The following is a 21,733-nucleotide window of genomic DNA, read 5'->3' on the forward strand; positions in this document are numbered from 1 at the left end:
CCGTCCCTTGTGGGCGGCTTTTTCAGTTATTGGACGGAAAGCATGGGCGATGAGAGCCCCAACGGGTTCGACCGTCGGCGCAGCCGGTGGGACGGCGCAGCCGCCCGGAGACCGCCAAGAATGCCTGGATCAATTTTACGGGCAGGCGACAAAGGGATTGCTGGAGCAACGGCGACTCGGAAATGGCCTGCCGGATATAACGCTCGGCATCCTTTGGCAGATTCTGCTGATGCTTCAAGTCTTCAAGAAGTGGCTCTAGTCTAGGGTCGAGTCCGCTCACGGGTCGCCCTCCTCAATCTCAATTGAATTTACACATAGGTCTCCGTTAGCTTGCTTGTAGAGCCTTAGGGTTACGATGGCTACTTTTTCACTGTTATGGATTGGTCTGCTGTGTTGGCGTAGCCAGGACGGGTCCCAGTAGTAGTCTTCATTGCTGTCATAGCCAACAGCCTCAAGCTTTTTCGTGAATTCATCCGCTTTCAATAAGCACGGCGGCGATGGCGTGGAGAATGGGTCAACGCCCCCAGGCATGCAAAAAGATATCCGCGCCTCTTTACTTTTGAAATTGTCGTCAAAGATGACTTCATAAGAGAAACTATTGGCTAGTCGGAGGCCTCCTGATGCAAGCACATTCGATCCGTCAGTGCTAAGTGTTAGTGGTATCCCTAGCGACTTGGCCAGAGATTCGCCAGTAAGGTCACCCGGCCTTTTGAATGACTCCGCAAAAGATATGATACTACTTTGTAATTTTTCAAAATCCATTTGCCCCCCATGCGCCGGAGTGGCGTTATCCAATTGAACATTTGCTTCTAACTCAGGCTGGGGCCCATTCGTTGAAATGGGTTGAGAGCATGCCAATTGCGATAGACAGCAAGTGAGTATGAGTGATGATGTACGGACTTTGGCGGTTACAGACGCCATTAGGGGTTACCTCTCATTTCCGACCGAATTCAACCTCTGCCAGATCCCTTCACCTCATTCCTACTGGCGCACTTAAATTCATCTATCCGGTTGATATCGGATGTGTATCTGCGAGCTAAGTATCCAATCAGCATAGGCAGCTGCACTCCCATCGTCGCCAAGATGAGGCTAAGAGATCTGTTCCATTTTTGGTGCGCGTCCGCCTAACGACGTTGCTCAGCTTGTGTCGAACGTGTTCCAACTAACGTGAAAACAGTGTGGAAAGTACCACTATCACCGTGCTTAGCTGGTTCAGACTCGATCTGTCCACTTCCCAGACCGGATGCCATTCTGGAGTTCCCAGCTTTTAGTGGACACCTGACCGAGGGTGACGATGCGCCGCTTCGAGCTCGTCAGGACTGAGGCCGCCGAGATGGATATGGCGGCGCGTCAAATTGTAGAACCCCTCGATGTACTCGGAGATGTCCGAGGTCGCTAGCTCTCGACTGGCGTAGATGCGCTTCTTGATCCGCTCCTTCTTCAAGCTGCTGAAGAAGGACTCGGCGACCGCGTTGTCCCAGCAGTTGGCGCGCTTGCTCATGCTTGGCTCAAGATGGTTGTCCTTGCAGAAACGCCGCCATGCATCGCTTCCATACTGCGAGCCTTGATCTGAGTGAATCAAGGCTTCTCGCGGGCGTCGGCTGCGTACGGCTTTCATCACGGCATCCAGAACAAGTTCCCGATGAATCGTCGACCTGACTGCCCTGCCAACAACTCTGCGTGAGAAAAGATCCAAGACAACGGCCAGATACAGCCAGCCCTCCCAGGTGCGGATGTAAGTGATATCTGTCACCCATGCCTCGTTCGGTCGCGATACGGTGAACTGACGCTGCAGCAGGTTGGGAATCAAGACATGTGGCTTTGAAGTCGGGATGCGCCGTATGCGATAGCCATGCAATGCGCGCAATCCGTTCTCCTGCATCAAGCGAGCAACCCGGTGCTTGCTGCATGTCCCCCCGCGCTCCCGCAGGTCAAGAAATACCCTGGGCGCACCATAGATGCCGTGGCTGGCAGTAAACGACGCATGTATTAGCCGAAGTAGCCGTGTCCTCCTGAGCTCGATCGGAAACAGGATGTTCACGCCAGGCGTAGTAGCCGGCTCGAGCAACCCCAAGCAGGCGGCACATCATTTGGATGCTGAACTCGTCCCGATGCGCATCAATGAACTTGTAAATTCGCCGGGTCTTACTGGTGATCTTGAAAAAGCGTCCGATAGTTCGGCATGACTCAGGCTCCCTCCTGTTTGCTTGCGGCTCGCGTCAACGGTTCACTACGTCGTAGAACCAGAGGCCATCCGACTGGCCTTCATTGCCGATCCCCGCCGCCTCAACAGCGTCCTTGAACACCCGATCGCAAAAAACACCGCCATGGAAGGGAAGCCTGAAAACGCGGGCCTCTCCAAGCACGTCACGCTTGAAAGCCAAACGACTCCCACCGGCCAAGCTGTAATACTTCCCGTCCTCGTAGTCATCGCTGATCTTGATGTCGAGTTCGGACGCGTCCTCGTCCAAGGCATCCAACGTGCGAACAACATCGCAGAGGAAGACCGTCGGCCCTTTGGAGCCATCGGCCAGCCGATAGTCGACGTCAGCGAAAACGAAGGCGTCCGAGTCCACGGACTCCATCACTTTGCGGAGCCGTTGGGAGACCAACCAGTAGCCACTGAAGCCCCCCTCCAGGTCCTGCGGCAACTCCCCTTCGCTGGGGATGTAGACCAAGCGCGGAGTCTCGCGCAACGGAGGAAACCCACCCTCGTCTGGCTTCAAGATGAGCCGCGGAGGCGACAGCAATGCCTTCTCGTTCTCAAAGACCACGCCATGGCCTTTTCCGCCTCGGCGGGCATCGGGACGCAACTGGAAGAACTCACCGACCTTAGGTTCGTTGATCGTCTTCGTTTCCATGTATCTGGTCTCCTCCATGCGGGGGTCAACCCATTGCTCTACCCATGAGTCTACCGCCCCCTTCGTCATGGACAGCTGAGCGCGGCCGTTGAATCGCCCAGGATTTCGTAGATACCTCGCAGCCATAAACTATGGCTTAGGCGGAAGTGGTTATGAGTACGAAACGTTACACGGATGAGTTCAAGATCGAGGCAGTTCGGCAAATTGCCGAATATGGCTGGCCAGTAGCTGAAGTTGCTGAGCGGCTGGGTATATCGGTCCACAGTTTGTAGGGCTGGAGACGTCAGCACGGACTGGGAGAGCTAGGCCACCGCGTTGAGGTTGATCAGAACGCGGAAGCCCGACGGCTGAAAGCTGAGTTGCGTCGCGTCACTGAAGAGCGAGACATCCAAAAAAAGCCGCCGCGTACTTTGCCAAGGGGTAAGAGCAAAGTACGCCTTCATGAAGCACCATGTGGATCAGTTCGGGTTGGCAGCCATGTTTTGGCACATGGTTGGCACGAGGCATCAACCTGCCCTGACAATCACTCGCATCGCTTACTGGTGACCGTTTTTTCAGCAGCGCAGTCGATCTGCGCCGATTGATGGTCATCCGAGTGAATCCGTCGATCTGCCGAACGCAAATATCCAATTCTTCGGACGCAGCACATACCAGCGCGTTGGACGGCGCCGCCGAATGGGTTGGGCAGCAGCCCCAAACAACTCGACACTCCGGCATTGCCCAAGTCTTCAGCCAACGACCGCCTCCGGCCAGAAGCAGTCATCCAGCACGCTATAGCATGCGTGCACTACGTCGTGCGGATGGCTCGCATTGACCGGGACCGGAACTTCCATGTGATTACAGGCGCCTCAGGGGCGGGAAGTCGACCCTGGTCGGTGCGCTGGGCGAATTCGGCTACTCCGCGATACCCGAGAGAGCGCTCTCTCTGCCCTGCAGGAACAGGAGCAGCGCAGCGCTTCCCCCTTACTGAAAGCCAACTTGGCATTCTGAGGTCACGTTCGCATGCTGCTGCTTCAATCCTGCATCCAGCGTCCGGCGCTTCAACTCATCGTTTTGCGCAATGATATCGATATCGTGATCGGCCCTTCGCACTGTGTCGCGCATCTTCCAGTCCATGCGGTCACCATCAACCGAAGCCTGTACCAGATAAATTCCACCGCTGCGCTCGCTTTCAATGGTGAGAACCGCCGTGCTGCCGATGACGATGCCAAGAATCCTTCCCCCTTCATCGATTTGAGTCAGGCGTACCCGCGCACCACTGTAATCGCCACAAAGCCGATCGCCATCTTGAACGAGTGAAGCGGTGAAGCCGCCACAATCCGCCTCTGGGGCAGCTCTGTCGCACCATTCCACGGACCATTCGCCATCGAAGTTTGCGTTGGCTGCCCACGCTGATGGGCTAGATGCGCAAGCGATCAGGGCGGCGCATAAAACCGGCAATAAACCAGCAAGTGTAAAAGCAAATCGACGCATCCTGATCGTCTCGCAAAGCGCTAAGCGAAAGCTTGGACTGGATGCTACCCGACTTGCGAGGCAGCCACCGTGAATGCCATGGCCACGCGTAAACAAGCCCCGTGATGAAGATGGCCATGAACGGCTCCAGGAAGGGGCATGAGGTAAAGGACTGAATCGAGGCCGTCGAAGATGCTTTCGGCGGCAGCATCGACTACGCCATGCTGGTGAAAACATATGGTGAAGGGCCGCAGACACCGGAACGCAAATACAGCCCCTCAGAGTTCGTTTGCGCGGCCAAGAGGCCGATCACCGGCAGTCCGGACTTGTCCCAGGTCTCGACCAGCTATGTCGAGCGCCACAACCTGACGATGCGGATGTCAATGCACTGGTTCACACGCCTGACTAACGGCTTCAGCAAGAAGGTGGCAGACCACATGCACGCGGTGAAACTACACTTCATGTACTACAACTTCGGCAGGATTCACAAAATGCTGCGGACACCCCAGCGATGGAAGCCGGCCTGACGCAGGCCATATCTGGTTTCTGGAGGAGATCGCTGCCCTAGCTCCTGAGCCTGTACTTTATTTCACCTCGTCCTCAAACGTTCGCTGCTGTTCGCCAAGGGAGCAGCTACCGAGCGGCCCCTCTCTCCGCCAGATAACTGAAAAAGCCATCCCTTGTGGGCGGCTTTGTCAGTTATTGGACGGAAAGCATAGGCGATGAGAGCCCCAACGGGTTCGACCGCCGCCGTAGCCGGTGGGACGGCGCAGCCGCCCGAAGGGTATGGGGCAGGCGGATTACGCATTCCGGCTGTCTAGTACAACGCACCGCATACTCATATCGACCAGGCGACGCTTTGAGCAGCCGGCTTCGGTCCGGCGTCTGCTGTTCGATGGCAGGGTGGTCTTGAAAAACAGGTCCCTTGCGAGGCATTAGTCAGACTCCTTCCCGGGCCGCAGTTGTTATGCGGCTAGATGTCCGAAGCATCGATGAGCCAGAGGCCGTCTGCATCCGAGTCGGTCGCTATGCCAGCCGCCGAGACCGCGTCTACGAACATCCGGTCGCAGAACACCGTTGACGTGTACGGCGTGCGGAAAACGTGGGCCGCACCCAGACGGTCCCTGACAAAGGTAACGCTTGCTCCACCTGTGAGGTCGTAGAACTTGCCGTTGATGAAGGGCTCGGTGGTGTCAATGAAAAGCTTGGATGCATCCTCGTCCAGTGCGTCGATCTCCTGAACCACATCGCACAGGTAGTGGCGCGCGCCGCGGCTGCCGTCTGCCAGGCGATAGTCGACGTCAGCGAACGCAAACGCGTTGGGATCGACCGCTGCCATGGCTTGCTGAAGCCGTTGGGAGACCAGCCAGTAACCACTGAACCCGGGTTCAAGGTCCAACGGCGGCGGGCCCTTGCTGGGGTTGTGAACCAGCAGTGGGGTCTCACGCAACGGCGGGAAACCGCCCCCTTGTGGCTTCAAGATCAATCGTGGTGGCGATAGCAATCGATCCAGGTTCTCGAAGACCACGCCATTCGCCGGCCCGTTGATCTTGCCTGCTTCCAGGATGAAGAACTCTCCAGCCTTGGGTCGCTTGATCGTTGTCGAATCCATGCAAGGTGCTCCGTCCCTGTCGAGTGGCCTTAGCTTTGCAGGGACAGCTTATCCCCGGCCACCAATGCCATGCCAACTTGACCAGCGCCCACTTTGAGGGGTCCGGTCGCAGCTCCAGATCCTGGAACAACCGGACAATGTCGTGTTGGTCAGCCAACGCGCTATCCATTTCAAGCCTCACCCGCGACACGCAGCGCGAGCTCGCTTCCTGCGTGATCTTCTGCTGTTGGGTGCTCAAAGACTCCACGCACGCGACCAATCCCAGCAGCAAAACACACGCCGACAGCGTTTTGGCGAAGCGGCTTCCTGCTTTGAAGATTCCATGGCAAATAGCCCCGCGTTTCAATGTTGCGAGGCTTGTTGTCAGCGCCTGAAATTGAGCCCGGCAGGTGCCGGAGCGTATCCCGCCACATCGACAGAGGGCCGACGCCACACCCACAAGCTGCCAAAGGCGCCGAGCACATGCTAGTTTCACCACTTAGACCGATCCAAAAGGTGCGGGATGAAGCAGCTTGGCGCGACCCTGTTGGCACTTGCAGCAACCGTAGCAACCTCTTCCCTGGCGCCGTCTTCGGCAATGGCGGCCTCACCCGCCGCCAACGAGGCTGCCTACGCCGCTGTGAACCCCTTCATCGGCACGGGCGGCGAAGGCCATACCTATCCGGGTGCGACCGTTCCGTACGGCATGGTCCAGCTGTCGCCGGATACCCGCATCCAGTCGCGCAAAGATGGGTACGGCTGGGCGGCTGGCTATCGCTACGACGACAGCACGATAGTCGGCTTCTCGCATACGCATTTCTCCGGCACCGGCCACTCGGATCTGGGTGACCTACTGCTGATGCCGACTACCGGCGCGTTGAAGCTGGAGCGCGGCAATCCGGATCAGCCCTTGAGCGGTTACACCTCGCGTTTCAGCCACGCCAGCGAAACCGCACAGCCGGGTTACTACGCGGTGACCCTGGACGACTACAAGGTGCGCGCCGAGCTCACCGCCAGCGCGCGCGTCGGCATGCACCGCTATACATTCCCTACCGGCAAGCCTGCACATGTGGTGCTGGACCTGCGTACCAGCATGTATGACTACCCGGGCAAGATCCTGTGGTCACGTGTACGGGTGCGCCCCGATGGCACGGTTACCGGCTTCCGCGAGACGCGCGGTTGGGCGCCGGGCCGGCAGCTGTACTTCGCAATGCGCTTTTCGCAGCCGCTCAGCGGTCATCAACTGCACGACACCGAGCAGGATGTCGTCTACAAGGGCTTTCCGCCGCCGGGCGAGAAGGATCCGACGCAGCGCGCGCAGATCGAGGGGCGGCAATTGGTTGCGGCCTTTGATGTCGCGCCGGAGGCTGGCAAGCCCTTGCTGGTGAAGGTGGCGATCTCGCCGGTCAGCGAGGAAGGCGCGATTACCAACCTCGATGCGGAAGCCCCGGGCTGGGATTTCGATGGCATGCGCGCTGCTGCCAAGCAGCAGTGGAGCGAGGCGTTGGGTGCGGTCGAGGCACAGGGCAGCGCGGACGAACGCACCCGCTTCTACACCGCGCTATATCACACGCTGCTTGGGCCGACTTTGTTCATGGACAGCGATGGCCGTTATCGCGGGCCGGACAATGCGGTGCACCAGGCCAAGGGCTGGACGAACTATTCGACCTTCTCGCTGTGGGACACCTACCGCGCCCTGCACCCGTTGGCCACGCTGGTGCAGCCACCACAGCGGACCAATGACTTCGTCAATTCGCTGTTGGCCTCACGCCGCGAAAGCCCGTACGGCGTGCTGCCGGTGTGGTCGTTCCACGGCCTGGAGACCTGGTGCATGATCGGCTACCACGCAGTACCGGTGATCGCCGATGCGTATATGAAGGGCATCCGCGGCTACGACACCGAAGAGGCCCTGCAGGCGATGGTCGCCAGCGCCAATTACGGCCCTTATGACGGCATCGCGCAATACCGCGAGCTCGGCTATGTGCCTATCGACGAGGAAGGCGAAGCGGCCAGCAAGACGCTGGAATACGCCTATGACGACTGGACCATCGCGCAGGTGGCCAAGGACATGGGCAAGACCGAAGTGGCGAGCGAGTTCAACAAGCGTGCGGCCAACTGGAAGCATGCCTTCGACCCGGGCACCGGCTTCATGCGAGCGCGCAAGCGCGATGGCAGTTTCCGCGAGCCGTTTGATCCCAGCGCCAGCGGTTATGGCACCGACTTCACCGAGGGCAATGCCTGGCAGTACTCGTGGTATGTGCCACAGGATGTAGCCGGACTGGCGGCGGCGCATGGCGGCAGCGACAAGTTGCTGCGGCGCCTGGACGATGTGTTTGAAGCCAAGGTTGACCCGTCCATCTTCGCGCATATGGAAGACATCACCGGCCTGATTGGTTGGTATGCGCATGGCAACGAACCCAGCCATCACGTCGCCTATCTGTATGCGCATGCCGGGCAGCCGTGGCGGACACAGGCGCGGCTGAAGCAGATCATGGATACGCAGTACGCCGCGCGCCCGGATGGCTTGGCCGGCAATGATGATCTGGGACAGATGTCGGCCTGGTATGTGTTTACCGCGCTGGGTTTCTATCCAGTCACGCCGGGCAGCAACCAATACATCATCGGCCGCCCGTTCCTGCCGCAGGCGACCTTGAATCTGCCTGATGGGAAACGCTTCAGCATCGTGGCTGACGGGCTGGATGCTGCGCATACCTATGTGGGCTCGGTGAGCCTCAACGGCAAGCCGCTGGATCGGGCTTATGTGACGCACCAGGAGATTGTTGCGGGTGGGGAGCTGCGGTTTGTTATGCAGGCTGAGCCGAACAAGTCTTGGGCTGCTGATGCGGCGAAGCTACCTTATTCGATGTCGCGGTGATTTGGATGTTTGCGTTTTATCGCCGTGCTCGGTGGTAGAAAAGCACGCTTCGCGCTCCCCTCACCCCAACCCCTCTCCCGCAAGGGGAGAGGGGCTTAAGCCACCGCACGCTTCGCGCTTCCCTCTCCCCCGCGCCGCGCCCCCATCCCTTGCGCCAGCGCAATGGCCTTCAAGGGGACACGAACCTGCGATTCGTTACCCCTATTACCCCACGAGGGGTGAGGGGCTCAATAAGCAACGGCAAGCCTCGCGGCTTCGGATGCGCTGATTCGGCGCGCGGACTGAAGCCGCTATCAGCTGCTGGACAGCTTCATCAGCACCAGCCCACTGACGATCAGCACGGCAGCGCCAATACGCATCGCACTGATCTGTTCGCCCAGGAAAATGATGCCGATGATGAAGGCGCCAACCGCGCCAATGCCGGTCCAGATCGTATACGCGGTGCCCAGCGGCAATGTGCGCATGGCCACCGCCAGCAGCCAGAAGCTGGCGATCATGCCGACGATGGTGACGATGCTGGGTACCAGCCGGGTGAACCCGTGCGATTGTTTCATCGCCAATGCCCAGACAATTTCCAGCAAACCCGCGATCACGAGATAGATCCAAGCCATACAGCCTCCTTGAGAAGCCAGGCCGTCCTGGGTGAAGTCCCGTGATGGGCGGAGGTCGTCCTCCGTTGCGCGGGCATTCTATCCAAGCCGGACGTGATGGGCCGTCAACTCCAGCTGACGGGTTACATTCGGTTAAAGCCGGAAGTGTGGTCGGCCGGTGCCTGCATACGTTACAATCGCCGCACACGATCAGGACCAGCTCCAGTTTGTGTCCGGTCCCTGGCTTCGGCGGCTGATGATCCATCGCCCCGGCTTCTGGAATCGTGAATGGCCGCGCATTGCGCGGCCTAACCGTCTCTATGGTGGCCCCGTCGGCCCCTCGCGACGCTAGGTCGAAAATCCCGCCAGGGCCGGAAGGCAGCAACGGTATCGATCGACGCGGGCGCCGAGGTCAGCCGGCGGGGTCGCCACCTTTTGGGGCCTTGGAGTGACGCTGCCTGAGCAGCGGGATTGCCTGTGCGCGTGTAGCCCGGGTAAGCACAGCGCACCCGGGGCTTTTGGCCGGTCAGCACTTCTGCCGGGCAATCGATTGATTGTCGACCACGAATGGGCCGTTTATGGGTTGCGCGCTACCCGGCGTGCGTCCCGGGTGCGCTGCGCTTACCCGGACTACGTTGCCTTGGGGTAGTGCCTGCGGGGCTGTTCAACCCGGCTCCGGCTTTCCCTCACCCCAACCCCTCTCCCGCCAGCGGGAGAGGGGCTCGGATATCGTTTCTGTTGCGCGACTGAAGCCAGTGCCGCGTCGTAGCCCGGGTAAGCGCAGCGCACCCGGGGCTTTTGGCCGCTCAGCACTTCTGCCTGGCAATCGATTGATCGTCGATCACGAATGGGCCGTTTATGGGTTGCGCGCTACCCGACGTGCGTCCCGGGTGCGCTGCGCTTACCCGGGCTACGTTGCTGCGGAAGGTTCGGACGGAACTGACTTGGACCGGCTCCGGCTTGCCCTCAACCCAACACCTCTCCCGCCAGCGGGAGAGGGGCTCGGATAGTGTTTCTATTGAGGTACTGACGCGCCGTGCAGTTGCGCGAGCGCTAACGCCGCGACGCCTGCAATCCCACCCTCAGCCCTCAAACAGCTCTGCCCGTGGCCCCGTCGGCTCGGCCAAGGCCACGCACTCGCCCGGCATCGCTACGCGGTGGCCGCGCGCGCGCATGGTCTCGCCATCGGCAGTGCTGGCGTAGTGGTAAAGCATCATCCGCGCCCGGGTGGCCGCGTCGTATTCGCGCTCCAGATCCTCGACACCGGTATGCGAGGGATTGCCGTGCAGGCCACAATCGTGGGCGATCAACTCGTTGTCGCCGGCAAAGCGCGCCAGCATCTCCGGGATCGGGCGGGTGTCACCGCTCCAGGTAACCGCCCCCTGCAGGCGCAGGCCATAGGCCGTTTCTGGCCAATGGTGGCGTACCGGGAATACCTCCAGGCGCACGCCCTGATGCCAGAACGCATCGCCCACCACGATCAGCTGGAAGGCATCCCAGAAATTGGCGCCACCTTCGGCCAGCACGTTGGGATAGTCCCCTACCCGCTTGTGCAACAGCGGCACCACGGTGGCCGGTACGTACAGTCGCACCTTGCCGCGACGCGCGCGATTGAAGAACGCATCCACGAACAGGCGCTCAAAGCCGGCAACGTGGTCCAGATGCACGTGGGTCACGAACACGGCATCCGGCAGGGCACCGTAGCAATCACGATAGGCCGTCAGCCCTTCGCCACCGCAGTCGATGGTCAGCCACGGCTGGCCGTCGTGCTCGATCACCGCCATCGGCGAGCCCAGCTTCACCGCCGACGCATTGCCGACACCCAGGAAACGCAACGCCCAACTCATCTCACACGCCCCGGTTCCAGGCCAGATCATAGGCGCGGCGCAGCCGCGCATAGTCCTGCTCAACGTCCTCACGGCTGCGATCACCGCGCAGCTTCAACAAGGAACGCAGCAGGCGCTTCAGGTTGCGCTCGCGCCAACGGGTAGCGGGAATGCGCATCACGCCACGATCGAAATCGATCAGCCAGCCATGGCCATTGGCATCGAACAGGATGTTATGGGCGTTCAGATCGGCATGGTCCAGGCCCGCCCGGTGGAAGCGCGCGATCATGCGACCGGCCTCCTCCCAAGGTGCACCACGCCCGGCAACCAGCGCGCGATCTGCCAGTGAACGCACATCGGCCAGACGCTCCATCAGGATCGCCGCGCGGTAACGCAGGCCTTCGCGCATGTAGAACGCCGCCAACGGGCGCGGCACCGGCAACTTCAGCGCGATGAGCTTCCGCATCAGGCGGAATTCGGCAAAACTGCGGGTACGGTGCGAGCCCTGCCACAGATAATTGTCACGGCTGAACTTCGCCGCCACGCCGCCACGCAGGTAGTGCCGCAGCACGCAACTGCCGAACGGCGCGTCCACGAACCAGGCACCACCGCGGCCGCCCTCGCCCACTGGCCGCGCCCTGTCGCCCCAGTGTGCGGGCGAAAACAGGCTCGGTTCGGCTTGCCGCAGGCGTTCGCGGTCGAACAGAATGGCACCATAGCCACGACCATCGCGGCACGGCGTCAGAGCTTCAGTGGCGTCGAATGCGACCATTCTTTGCGAGTCTAACAACACCATGCCCGTATCGTCCCCCCCGCTGTGTCTGTTGCGCCTGTCGGCGCTGGGCGATGTGACCCATGTTGTGCCACTGGTGCGCACGCTGCAGGCCGCCATGCCGGGCACGCCGCTGCATTGGGTGATCGACAAGGCGGGCCACAAACTGCTTGATGGTTTGCCCGGGGTCCAGTTCCACGTCTACGACAAGAAGACCGGATTGGCTGGAATGCGTGCGCTGCGTCGCGAATTTCCGGCTGGCGGCTTCCAGGCGCTGCTGCAGATGCAGGTCGCTGCGCGTGCCAACCTGCTGTCGGCCTTCATTCCCGCTCGCCGCCGCATCGGCTACGACAAGTCGCGCTCCAAGGATCTGCACGGGCTTTTCATCAACGAGCGCATCCCCGACCGGCCCGGCATCCATGTGCTCGATGCCATCGGCAGCTTCTGTGAGCCGTTGGGCTTCAAGCAGACCGAAGTCAGCTGGGACCTGGCCACACCGCCGGAAGCGCACCAATGGGCGCGCGCGCAATGGGACGACGATGGCCGCCCGGTGCTGATGATCTCGCCCTGCTCCAGCCATCAGCGCCGCAACTGGTATGCCGAGCGTTACGCGGCGCTCGCCGACCATGCCGCCAGCCAGGGCTGGCGGGTGGTGCTGTGTGGCGGCCGCAGCGAACTGGAGCGCAGCACCAGCGATGCAATCCTGGCCGCCATGCAGCACCCCGCACTGGACCTGGTCGGCAAGGACACGCTCAAACAGTTGCCCGCGCTGCTGGCCCGCGCCAACCTGGTGGTCACCCCGGATTCGGGCCCGATGCACATCGCCAACGCCGTAGGCTGCAAGGTGCTGGGCCTGCATGCGGCCAGCAACCCGGCGCGCAGTGGCCCCTATTCGGACCGACGCTACTGCGTGGACCGTTACGACGACGCCGCACGCCAGTACCTGCACAAGCCAGCAGCCGAGCTCAAATGGGGCACCAAGATCGAATTCGACGAAGTGATGTCCCTGATCACGGTGGAAGATGCCGTGGCCGCCTTCGAGCGTTACCGCACCGATCATCTGGCGTGATGCCTTTGTAGACACGAAAAAGCCGCCCATGGGCGGCTTTTTCGTTCCCGCACCCGCGGCAATCAGCCGGCGCGGTAGTCCTGGTAGGACTTCTCTTCGACGTAGCTCGAGCCCAGCGCCAGGTTGATCGCTTTCTTGATGCGCGCGCGCTCGTCGTTCTGGATGTAGACGCTGCGTGCCAACTGCACGAAGCCGTCATCGAAGGCCTGCGCCTTTTCCTTCAGGCGGATGTCGTCCTCGATATCCCACAGGCGCTCGTTGACCGCCTTCAGGTCGGTGCGCAACGCGGCGATGTCCTGCGCCGCCGCGGGGTGTGCCGCCCAGGTGCCATCCAACGCTGCCAATTCCTTGCGCACATTGGCCAACTTGGCCGCATCGCTCATGCGCTCGGACTTGATCTGCAGGATCGAGATCTTGTCGAGCAGCTCACCAAAGGAAACAGGCACAAGGATTTCAGACATGGGGGACACCTTTGTAACGAGATGCCCAGTTTAACCGCTCACTCCCCCTCGGATCGGTGCAAGACCCGCGGCACCCGCCCTCTGCCGGCGTATGTGCGATGCACGGAACAGTGCGTCGCCGTGCCCGGCTTGAATCGCCCAACTCTTCAAATGATAATGATTCTTATTTAAACAGGAGCTGCTCTCATGCGCGTCGATCCTTCCCGCTTCCCGCTGGTCTGGCTGGACAACACCCCAGAAAACGCCGATGGCACGGATGAAGTGCTGGCCGACATGTCAGCCCTGCTGGCACGCGAACAGCCGTTCGTGTTCCTGGCCTCAGGTGGTTTTGACGCGCCTGAGCCGGATATCGAAGAACGGCGCAAAGTCGCCAACTGGATGAAAGCCAACAAACCGCTGATCCTTCGCTTCATCAAGGCACAGCTGCATGTGGCAAGCAGCGAGGACGAGCGCAGCAAGGCCCTGGCGTTCAGCCGCATCTTCGAGAGCTTCTGGGGCTACCCGATGCTGGTCGTTGCCAGCACCGAAGAAGCCGAGAGCAAGGCCGCCGCGCTATTGCGCTGAAGGCTTTTCACTTCGTCTCGCGGCTGCCGGGCAGCATCCTCATGCTTCCCAGATTAGCGCAGCGCACCCGGGAACCAGGTCCTGGATGCGTCATCGATTGCACCTCAATGCGCCCCGCCGTGCTGTCTTCGGGGCGATAGCTCCTGCAGCTTCCGACCGCCTGCATCGGGGTTTGTCGCCTACATGCGTTTCGAAGATCAAAAGAAAAGGCCACCCATTGGGTGGCCTTTTCTTTTTTTATCTGGCGGAGAGGGGGGGATTCGAACCCCCGAGGCGCTATAAACGCCTGCCTGATTTCGAGTCAGGTACATTCAACCGCTCTGCCACCTCTCCAGATGGTCCCCGGCGAACCGGGCTGCGAATAATAAAGGGCATCGCCATCGCCGACAAGCAGTTTTTTCACAAAACCCTGCAGGCGCGGCTTGAACACAGCCGAACGCGCGCTGCCGCAGGCCGGTCACAGTGCTTGCCCTACACTTCCATGAACGCGATGATGCAATGCATCTCCTGTTGATAGACAGCGCCTACGGGCACCCATGATCGAATTTGGACACCTAAGCCACGCCGGCCTGCGTCGCCAGCTCAACGAAGACACCTACTACGGTGACGGCGAGCTTGGTTTGTGGCTGGTGGCCGATGGCATGGGCGGTCACGCCTGTGGCGAGGTCGCCAGCGCCCTGGCCCGCGAAACCATCGTCCGCGAAGTCCGCAATGGCGCACCGCTGGTGCAGGCCATCCGCACCGCCGACGAAGAGATCATCCGCACCTCGCGCCGCCGCAACGACAGCCTGCCCATGGGCACCACCGTTGTTGCCGCTCGCGTGCAGGGCAACCGCTTCGAGGTTGCCTGGGTCGGCGACAGCCGTGCCTACCTGTGGCGCGATGGCAAGCTGGCCCAACTCAGCCAGGATCACAGCTATGTGCAGGAGCTGATCGCACAGGGCACGCTGACCACTGAGCAGGCCCGGGCCCATCCGCACCGCAACGTGGTGACCCAGGCGCTGGGGGTCACCGATCCGGCCCATCTCAACGTGGCCACCATGACCGGCGAACTGCGCCCCGGCATGCAACTGCTGCTGTGCAGTGACGGGCTGACCGAAGAAGTCGACGACAAGGGCCTGGCCGAGGCATTGGGCCATGGCGACTGCAGCGCCCAGGAGTGCGTGGACGCGCTGGTGGCCGCCGCGCTGGATGGCGGCGGTTCGGACAACATCACCGTCATCCTGGTCCGCTGCCACTAAGGCAGCGGACACCGCAGGCCTCAGGCCTGTGCCGGCTCCGGTTCCGGTTGCCGCTCACCATCCCACCAGGCATGGCCGGCCTTTTTGCGCAGCTTGGCCAGGCGCGCTTCGTGCGCCTCCTGCTCCGATGCGGTGACCAACACCCGTGGCCGCGGCAGCAGCACGGCGGCTTCGAATGCCTGCGCCGCGCCCCCATTGCCGGCGCTCTCGATCTCCGGCAGGCCAAAGCCGATTTCCTCCTGGCCGGAGGTCAAGGCGATATAGACGTCGGCCAGGATCTGCGCATCGAGCAAAGCGCCGTGCAATTGCCGGTGCGAATTGTCCACGCCCAGGCGCTTGCACAAGGCATCCAGCGAGTTGCGCTGGCCGGGGAAGCGCTCGCGCGCCATCGACAAGGTATCGGTGACGCTGACCCGCCCCGCCAACCTGCCCTTGCCGGCAAGCGAGAGCTCGTTCTCCAGGAAGCCCATGTCGAACGAGGCGTTGTGGATGATCAGTTCGGCGCCGTCCACATAGGCCAGGAACTCATCCACAACTTCTTCGAAGCGGGGCTTGTCGGCGAGGAAGTCCAGCGACAGGCCGGTGACTTCCGCGGCGCCGGCTTCAAAGTCGCAATCCGGCTTGAGGTAGCGGTGGAAGTTGTTGCCACTGGGGCGACGCTCAAGCAGCTCCACGCAGCCGATTTCGACCACGCGGTTGCCCTTCTTCCATTCCAGGCCTGTGGTTTCGGTATCAAGGATGATCTGGCGCACGCCTTACCTCAGTTGCTTGCGGCGCCATCGCGCACGCGGGTTGCAGCATCGCGGGCCAGTTGGTCCACGCGTTCGTTGTCCGGGTCACCCGAATGGCCCTTCACCCAGCGCCAGTCGATCTGGTGGCGCTGGGTGGCGGCATGCAGGCGCTCCCACAGCTCGCGGTTCTTGACCGGGTCGCCGCCCGCGGTTTTCCAGTTGCGCCGCACCCAGCCCGACATCCATTCGGTGATGCCCTGGCGCACGTACTGCGAATCGGTGAACAGGGTGATGTTGCAGGGTTCGCTGAGCGTTTCCAGGCCCATGATGGCCGCCATCAGCTCCATCCGGTTGTTGGTGGTGTGGCCTTCGCCACCGGACAGCTCACGCTCGTGCGCCTTGTAGCGCAGCAGTGCAGCCCAGCCGCCCGGCCCCGGATTGCCGAGGCAGGCGCCGTCGGTATGTACTTCAATTGACTTCATGTTCTTCCGTTGGATTTCAGGTCGCCACCGGGCTGCGCCATGCCACCTTGATGGGGGTTGGCCCGATGAATGCCTCGCTTCGTTTTTCTGCTTCCAGCACGCACAACGCACGTAGCACCGGCAAGCTGGTGCCCGCCGTGGCGCTGGACTGTTGCCACAACGGGCCATAGTGCCGCATGGAACGGGTTCGTATGCCCTGTTGCCGCAATAAAGACTGGCATCGTGCCACCGACGGTGGCCGCGCGCCCTGCCATTGCCAGTGTGCCCGGTAGGGGCTGCAGCGGTTCAACAGCGTCATCCATATCCGGCCACCGGGCATCAACACCCGCTCGCATTCGGACAACAGTGTTTCCAGTTCCGCCGGAGCCGCATGCTGGATGACGATCACCTTGACCGCTTCTGCCGGCAACGGCAACGGCAACGTGCAGCGCAGCTCTCCGGCCCATTGCTGACCGTCGGCACTGCGATGCAGGCGCAGGCCGCGGCCCGCGGGAGCAACCTGGGGCAGCCAGCTGGCGCTCGGCCCCAGCCACAGCCAGGGCTGCGAGGGGAATCCGCGCAATTGTTCAGACAGGTAGCGGTGCTCCCAATCCCGCATCGCCAGCGCACCGGGCTTCTCAAACCAGGCCGAGACTGCAGCTTGACGGGGGAACGGGGCGGCAGGCATTTTTCCAATTCTATGCGACTGACCGCCTTGCCTGCATTTCAGGACAACTACATCTGGGCGCTGCAAACGCCCGATGGCCTGACCGTGTTCGTTGATCCCGGGCAGGCCGCACCGGTACTCGAGGCTGCCACCCAAGGCCTGCAGCCGGCCGCGGTCCTGCTGACCCACCACCACGACGACCATATCGGCGGGGTAGCCGAACTGCGCCAGCGCTGGCCGCGCCTGCGGGTGTTCGCACCCCAAGATGAACGCATCGCACTGGAATGTGAACGGGTCGGCGAAGGCGACCGGGTAGAATTGTCCGGCTTCGGTTTCACCGTGATGGAAGTACCCGGTCACACCCGCAGCCACATTGCTTATTTGGGCCACAACCATCTGTTCAGTGGCGACATGTTGTTCAGCTTGGGCTGTGGACGCATGTTCGAAGGTACGCCCGCCCAGATGCTGGCCTCGCTCAAGCGAATGGCCGCCCTGCCCCCGCAGACATGGGTCTGCTGTGGGCACGAATACACGCTGGCCAATGCCGTCTTCGCGCGGCATGTCGATCCCACCAACGCGGCATTGCAACGCCGCCAACAGGAAGCCATGGACATGCGCAGCCGTTCTCGTCCTACCGTTCCCGCCGCATTGGCTGGTGAACTTCAATGCAACCCGTTCCTGCGTACCAATGACGCAGCGATCGTTGAAGCAGTAAACGCACGACTGGGTCGTGCGGCCACCGACGAGGTGGAAGTGTTCGCCGAATTGCGGCGGTGGAAAGACGGTTTCCGCGCGTGAGGGGCCTTCGCCTCGGGGTCGCGCTGGGCTTGTTGCTCGGCACGACCAGCAGCATTGCCAGCGCCCAAGCAATCCCGCCGGGGGCCGTCAGCGGCCACGTCCAGGACAACCTGGCCGGCGCAGCACTGCCGGTGGATCCGACCTCGCTGCCGGAGCCTACCCATCGCAACGGCCGTGAGATTTTCACCAATTTCCGTGAAGGCCTGGCCGCACCACAGTGCGATGCAGAGGCCACAAGCCCACGCTGGCGCAAGCAGTTCGCCCACGCACCGGCACGCTTGGGCAATGTCGATGACGACGCCCTGCCCCTGTTTGGCTATGTGGTCGATGAGCTGCGTGCTGCCAGTCTGCCCACCGAATTCGCACTGATCCCGTTTGTGGAAAGCGGCTATCGCCCGGGTGCCCGCAACGCCAGTGGCCCGGCCGGCCTGTGGCAGTTCATCGCCACCACCGCCCGCAACCACCGCGTACCGATGGAAAAGGGCTATGACGGCCGACTGTCGGCGGTCGACTCCACCCGCGCGGCGGTGCGCTACCTGAAAACCCTGCATGGCATGTTCGCCGGTGATTGGCAGCTGGCGGTGATGGCGTACAACGCTGGCGAATACCGCATCCTGCAGTCGCTGCGCCGCGGCGGCATGAACGCACAGAATGCCGACGCCGCCTCCCTGCCGGGCCTGTCGCCGATCACCTATTCCTACGTGGAAAAGCTGCATGCGCTGGCCTGCGTACTGGAGCAGTCCGAGAACGACCCGGACGTGATGGCCGCGCTGGACCGCCCGGTGCCCATCCTCAAGGGCCACACCCTGCCGCCCAATATCACGCTGGCCGCCTGGTCGGCACAGAACGCGCTGGACCCGGCACGTATCGCCCGCCTCAACCCGGCCCTGACCGGGTCCCGTTCTGGCACCCGCGTGCTGGTGCCTGCGGCAGCTGCGCTAGGCAACGACGAGATCGGCACCGCTGGCGAAACCGCGACGCTGGTGGCGAGCAACGACGCTCCGGCACCTGCCGCCCCTAGCGCAGCCAGCCCCGCACGTGCCGTCGCATCGGCCGGCAATGGTCGTCGCCACACCGTCCGCAACGGTGAGTCGGCATGGACCATTGCGCGTCGCTACGGCATTTCGGTAAAGACCCTGCTGTCGTCCAACAATCTGGACGCCAGTGCCGTGCTGCGGCCTGGCATGGTGCTGCGCTACGACGAAGTGCGCTGACGCCTGCGTTTGCCAGCGTATGGAAAGCCCGGCCTGGTGCCGGGCTTTTTTTTGGTTCTTGGCGGATTAGCGTGGAGCCTCTGCCGAGCATGGCTCGGCACTACAGGGATGGCTTGTGAGGCTTCCTGCCGAGCATGGCTCGGCACTACGGGGATGGCTTGGGAGGCTTCTGCCGAGCGTGGCTCGGCACTACGGGGATGGCTTGGGAGGCTTCTGCCGAGCATGGCTCGGCACTACGGGGATGGCTTGGGAGGCTTCTGCCGAGCGTGGCTCGGCACTACGGGGATGGCTTGGGAGGCCACTCTGCCGAGCGTGGCTCGGCACTACAACGGCGGGGCGGCGCTTGATGAGTTGGGTGCTGCAAACAAAAAGCCCGGTCAAGGACCGGGCTTTTTGCTTCATGCGTTGGCGTGGATCAGAGCTGGGATTCCTGCACCTGCACCTTGTAGCGCTTGCGCATGCCGTCGACATAGGCCTTGGCAGCTGCGGCGCCATCGATCTGGCTCAGCTGCTGCTTCAGCATCGTCTGCTGCTGCTCCGGCACCTCGGCCACATTGCCCGGGGTGACCTTGGTCACCGCGAACACCGCGTAGCGGCCATCTTCCAGCGCCACCTTGCCGTAGCTTGGCTTGTCACCCACCGGAGCCGGCGCGGTGAACACTGCACGATTGGCGGCGGCAGTCGGCATCGGCGCGGTACGCGGCAGGCCCGGGATCGGCGCCAGCTGCAGCTGTTCGGCAGTTGCCAGTGCCTGCAGGGTCTGGCCAGCATTCAATTTGGCCAGCAGGGCGTCGGCGGCCTTCTTCGAGGCTTCCATCGCACGGTGTGCACGCACGGCAGCAATCACGCTGTCCTTGGCCTGCGCCAGCGGCGTGGCCTGCTCCGGCGTATGCGAGGTCACACGGATCATCACGCTGTGGTTCGGCGCGATCTCGATCGGGTCGCTCACCGTGCCGTCTTCCACCAGGTTATCCGAGAAGGCTGCCTTCAGCACGGCCGGGTTGGTGGCGATGCCACTGGCGGTAGCGCGGGTGAACGGGCCCAGCGTCTGCACCGGCAGGCCAACTTCCTTGGCCGCCGGCTCCAACGCCGTCGGGTTCTTGTAGACCAGATCAACCAGGCGACCGCTGAACTCACTGAACGACTTTTCGGTGTCTGCCTGCAACTGCTCGGCGGCCAGCTGGTCGCGCACTTCCTCGAAGGAACGGCCTTCGCCACCCTTGATCTCGCGCAGCTTCAGCACGTGGTAACCGAACTCGGTCTTGACCGGGCCGACGACGTCACCGGCCTTCATTGCGAACAGTGCGTCTTCGAACGGCTTGACCATCACGCCCTTCTCGACCCAACCAAGATCACCACCGGCATCCTTGGAACCCGGATCTTCCGAATTGGCCTTGGCCAGTGCGGCGAAATCAGCGCCCTGCTTGGCTTCGGCAGCCAGCTTGCTGGCCTTGGCCTCGGCAGCCTGCTGCGAGGCGGCATCGCTGCCGGCACTGATCAGGATGTGCGAGGCCAAGCGCTGGTCGGCGGTAACGAAGCGTGCCTTCTCTTCATCGTAGCGATGACGCAGGGTCGCTTCGTCCGCGGCGGTTGCGGCAGGCAGGGTCGCAGCATTGAGTTCAACGAACTCGATGGCCACGGTTTCCGGCTGCAGGAAATCCTTCGGGTGCGACTTGTACCACTGGTCCACCTCGGCATCGCTGACGGCAGCGGTATCGGCAGCCGGCGGCGGCAGCATGGCGAACTCCACGTCACGGGTTTCGCCCAGCAACTTGAGCAGGCGCTCGGCCTCACCCTTGGTAGTGAAACCGGACTGTGCGAGCGCGGTGGGAATGATCGACTGCTGCAGGCTGGTGCGCACAAGCTGGTCGAACATGTCCGGCGTGCGCGGCGGGTTGCCCTGTGCCAGCGTCATGCGATACAGGTCCGGATCGAACTTGCCGTCCTTCTGGAACGCAGGAATCGCAGTGATGTAATCGCGCACGGCCGTGTCGCCGATCACGATATGCGCATCTTCCGCAGCCAGGCGCACAACCTGCTCATCGATCAGCTGATCAAGCACGGCCAGCTTGTTTTCCGTGGTTTCAAACTGGCGCGGGTCGAAGTTGTCGCCCTGCTGATCGCGTGCCGCCATGCGCGCCTGTTCGAAACGCGCGCGGAAATCTTCCACGCTGATTTCGTGATGGTTCCACAGGAACGACATCGGCCACCACGAAGGTGCCGCACGCCACCAGCTCGGCGGTGCCGATACCTTGGCCACGTTCTGTGCACCGACGCCACCGAGGTAGCTGTTGTCGATGACGAACAGGAACGGGATCATCAACAGGCCCATGATCACGGTAACGATCCAGCCTGAGGTCTTGTCGCGAAGTTTCTGCAGCATGGGCAAATCTAGGCCTGATTGGCGAGCCCGGCAGTTTAACCCGCTTCCCGCCCGGGGCCCAACTGGGGCCCGCCCGTACCCCAAAAAGAAAAGCCCCCGGCTTGCGCCGAGGGCTTTGAGACAACTGGCGGAGCGGACGGGACTCGAACCCGCGACCTCCGGCGTGACAGGCCAGCA

19 protein-coding genes, 1 tRNA gene, 1 other RNA gene and 3 pseudogenes are annotated in these 21,733 nt (G+C 62.1%); 10 read left to right on the forward strand and 14 right to left on the reverse strand.

The window, feature by feature from the left end; genetic code table 11:
• Positions 1 to 259, forward strand: a 259-nt coding sequence (locus tag RT460_RS17110) for a hypothetical protein (protein ID WP_313320647.1), incomplete at its 5' end; no start/stop codon positions are given.
• A 17-nt stretch (positions 260 to 276) separates the two neighbouring features.
• Here RT460_RS17110 and RT460_RS17115 read toward each other — a convergent pair.
• From RT460_RS17115 to RT460_RS17125, 3 genes and pseudogenes are all read right to left on the reverse strand, one after another.
• Positions 277 to 762 (reverse strand): hypothetical protein, encoded by a 486-nt coding sequence (locus RT460_RS17115; RefSeq protein ID WP_313320649.1) that lies wholly within the window; start codon positions 760 to 762, stop codon positions 277 to 279.
• Between the two features lie 505 nt (positions 763 to 1,267).
• A pseudogene (locus RT460_RS17120) lies at positions 1,268 to 2,132 on the reverse strand (IS3 family transposase); the annotation flags it as partial.
• An 87-nt stretch (positions 2,133 to 2,219) separates the two neighbouring features.
• The gene (locus RT460_RS17125; RefSeq protein WP_313320651.1) at positions 2,220 to 2,879 is read right to left on the reverse strand and encodes a DUF1629 domain-containing protein; all 660 of its coding nucleotides are present in this window, start codon (positions 2,877 to 2,879) and stop codon (positions 2,220 to 2,222) included.
• Positions 2,880 to 3,013: 134 nt separating this feature from the next.
• Between RT460_RS17125 and RT460_RS17130 the strand changes: the two are divergent.
• A pseudogene (locus RT460_RS17130) lies at positions 3,014 to 3,341 on the forward strand (transposase); the annotation flags it as partial.
• A 483-nt stretch (positions 3,342 to 3,824) separates the two neighbouring features.
• Here the strand turns inward: RT460_RS17130 and RT460_RS17135 are convergent.
• Positions 3,825 to 4,334, reverse strand: a complete 510-nt coding sequence (locus RT460_RS17135) for a hypothetical protein (protein WP_313320652.1) — start codon at positions 4,332 to 4,334, stop codon at positions 3,825 to 3,827.
• 287 nt (positions 4,335 to 4,621) lie between these two features.
• Between RT460_RS17135 and RT460_RS17140 the strand changes: the two are divergent.
• Positions 4,622 to 4,871 (forward strand): annotated as a pseudogene (locus RT460_RS17140) (IS1 family transposase); the annotation flags it as partial.
• A gap of 415 nt (positions 4,872 to 5,286) precedes the next feature.
• Here RT460_RS17140 and RT460_RS17145 read toward each other — a convergent pair.
• Positions 5,287 to 5,925, reverse strand: a complete 639-nt coding sequence (locus RT460_RS17145; RefSeq protein WP_313320654.1) for a DUF1629 domain-containing protein — start codon at positions 5,923 to 5,925, stop codon at positions 5,287 to 5,289.
• A gap of 502 nt (positions 5,926 to 6,427) precedes the next feature.
• Between RT460_RS17145 and RT460_RS17150 the strand changes: the two genes are divergently transcribed.
• Positions 6,428 to 8,779, forward strand: coding sequence for a GH92 family glycosyl hydrolase (locus RT460_RS17150; protein WP_313320655.1), 2,352 nt, complete (start codon positions 6,428 to 6,430; stop codon positions 8,777 to 8,779).
• 293 nt (positions 8,780 to 9,072) lie between these two features.
• On the opposite strand, the gene sugE is transcribed toward RT460_RS17150, so the two are convergent.
• Positions 9,073 to 9,390: a quaternary ammonium compound efflux SMR transporter SugE gene (sugE, locus tag RT460_RS17155; RefSeq protein WP_313320657.1), complete on the reverse strand. Its 318-nt coding sequence runs from the start codon at positions 9,388 to 9,390 to the stop codon at positions 9,073 to 9,075.
• 308 nt (positions 9,391 to 9,698) lie between these two features.
• Between sugE and ffs the strand changes: the two genes are divergently transcribed.
• Positions 9,699 to 9,795: signal recognition particle sRNA small type (ffs, locus tag RT460_RS17160), an RNA gene on the forward strand.
• A 656-nt stretch (positions 9,796 to 10,451) separates the two neighbouring features.
• Here the strand turns inward: ffs and RT460_RS17165 are convergent.
• On the reverse strand, positions 10,452 to 11,216 hold the full coding sequence (locus RT460_RS17165) for an MBL fold metallo-hydrolase (protein ID WP_313320658.1): 765 nt from the start codon (positions 11,214 to 11,216) through the stop codon (positions 10,452 to 10,454).
• 1 nt (position 11,217) lies between these two features.
• Positions 11,218 to 11,967: a 3-deoxy-D-manno-octulosonic acid kinase gene (locus RT460_RS17170; protein ID WP_313320660.1), complete on the reverse strand. Its 750-nt coding sequence runs from the start codon at positions 11,965 to 11,967 to the stop codon at positions 11,218 to 11,220.
• A 22-nt stretch (positions 11,968 to 11,989) separates the two neighbouring features.
• Between RT460_RS17170 and RT460_RS17175 the strand changes: the two genes are divergently transcribed.
• The gene (locus RT460_RS17175) at positions 11,990 to 13,036 is read left to right on the forward strand and encodes a glycosyltransferase family 9 protein (RefSeq protein WP_313320662.1); all 1,047 of its coding nucleotides are present in this window, start codon (positions 11,990 to 11,992) and stop codon (positions 13,034 to 13,036) included.
• Between the two features lie 62 nt (positions 13,037 to 13,098).
• On the opposite strand, the gene RT460_RS17180 is transcribed toward RT460_RS17175, so the two are convergent.
• Positions 13,099 to 13,497, reverse strand: coding sequence for a DUF6165 family protein (locus tag RT460_RS17180; RefSeq protein WP_313320664.1), 399 nt, complete (start codon positions 13,495 to 13,497; stop codon positions 13,099 to 13,101).
• Positions 13,498 to 13,683: 186 nt separating this feature from the next.
• Between RT460_RS17180 and RT460_RS17185 the strand changes: the two genes are divergently transcribed.
• Positions 13,684 to 14,061 (forward strand): hypothetical protein, encoded by a 378-nt coding sequence (locus tag RT460_RS17185; protein WP_313320666.1) that lies wholly within the window; start codon positions 13,684 to 13,686, stop codon positions 14,059 to 14,061.
• 242 nt (positions 14,062 to 14,303) lie between these two features.
• Here RT460_RS17185 and RT460_RS17190 read toward each other — a convergent pair.
• Positions 14,304 to 14,394 (reverse strand) — tRNA-Ser (locus RT460_RS17190).
• A gap of 203 nt (positions 14,395 to 14,597) precedes the next feature.
• Here RT460_RS17190 and RT460_RS17195 point away from each other — a divergent pair.
• Positions 14,598 to 15,302, forward strand: coding sequence for a protein phosphatase 2C domain-containing protein (locus RT460_RS17195; protein WP_313320668.1), 705 nt, complete (start codon positions 14,598 to 14,600; stop codon positions 15,300 to 15,302).
• 20 nt (positions 15,303 to 15,322) lie between these two features.
• On the opposite strand, the gene dnaQ is transcribed toward RT460_RS17195, so the two are convergent.
• From dnaQ to RT460_RS17210, 3 genes are read right to left on the reverse strand one after another with little or no spacing between them, the layout of a single operon-like run.
• Entirely contained in the window at positions 15,323 to 16,054 is a 732-nt protein-coding gene (gene dnaQ, locus RT460_RS17200; protein ID WP_313320670.1) for a DNA polymerase III subunit epsilon, read from the reverse strand.
• A gap of 8 nt (positions 16,055 to 16,062) precedes the next feature.
• Positions 16,063 to 16,515, reverse strand: a complete 453-nt coding sequence (gene rnhA / locus RT460_RS17205; protein WP_313320672.1) for a ribonuclease HI — start codon at positions 16,513 to 16,515, stop codon at positions 16,063 to 16,065.
• Positions 16,516 to 16,531: 16 nt separating this feature from the next.
• Complete coding sequence (locus tag RT460_RS17210; RefSeq protein ID WP_313320674.1) at positions 16,532 to 17,182, reverse strand: hypothetical protein; 651 nt, start codon at positions 17,180 to 17,182, stop codon at positions 16,532 to 16,534.
• 12 nt (positions 17,183 to 17,194) lie between these two features.
• Between RT460_RS17210 and gloB the strand changes: the two genes are divergently transcribed.
• The gene (gene gloB / locus RT460_RS17215; RefSeq protein ID WP_313320676.1) at positions 17,195 to 17,959 is read left to right on the forward strand and encodes a hydroxyacylglutathione hydrolase; all 765 of its coding nucleotides are present in this window, start codon (positions 17,195 to 17,197) and stop codon (positions 17,957 to 17,959) included.
• A 110-nt stretch (positions 17,960 to 18,069) separates the two neighbouring features.
• A complete protein-coding gene (locus tag RT460_RS17220; RefSeq protein WP_313320680.1) occupies positions 18,070 to 19,173 on the forward strand; it encodes a transglycosylase SLT domain-containing protein in 1,104 nt (367 codons plus the stop codon).
• A 415-nt stretch (positions 19,174 to 19,588) separates the two neighbouring features.
• Here RT460_RS17220 and RT460_RS17225 read toward each other — a convergent pair whose 3' ends face one another.
• A complete protein-coding gene (locus RT460_RS17225; protein ID WP_313320678.1) occupies positions 19,589 to 21,556 on the reverse strand; it encodes a peptidyl-prolyl cis-trans isomerase in 1,968 nt (655 codons plus the stop codon).
• Positions 21,557 to 21,733 lie beyond the last annotated feature (177 nt).

Origin of the sequence: Stenotrophomonas sp., assembly GCF_032061965.1 — a bacterium.
GTDB lineage: Bacteria > Pseudomonadota > Gammaproteobacteria > Xanthomonadales > Xanthomonadaceae > Stenotrophomonas.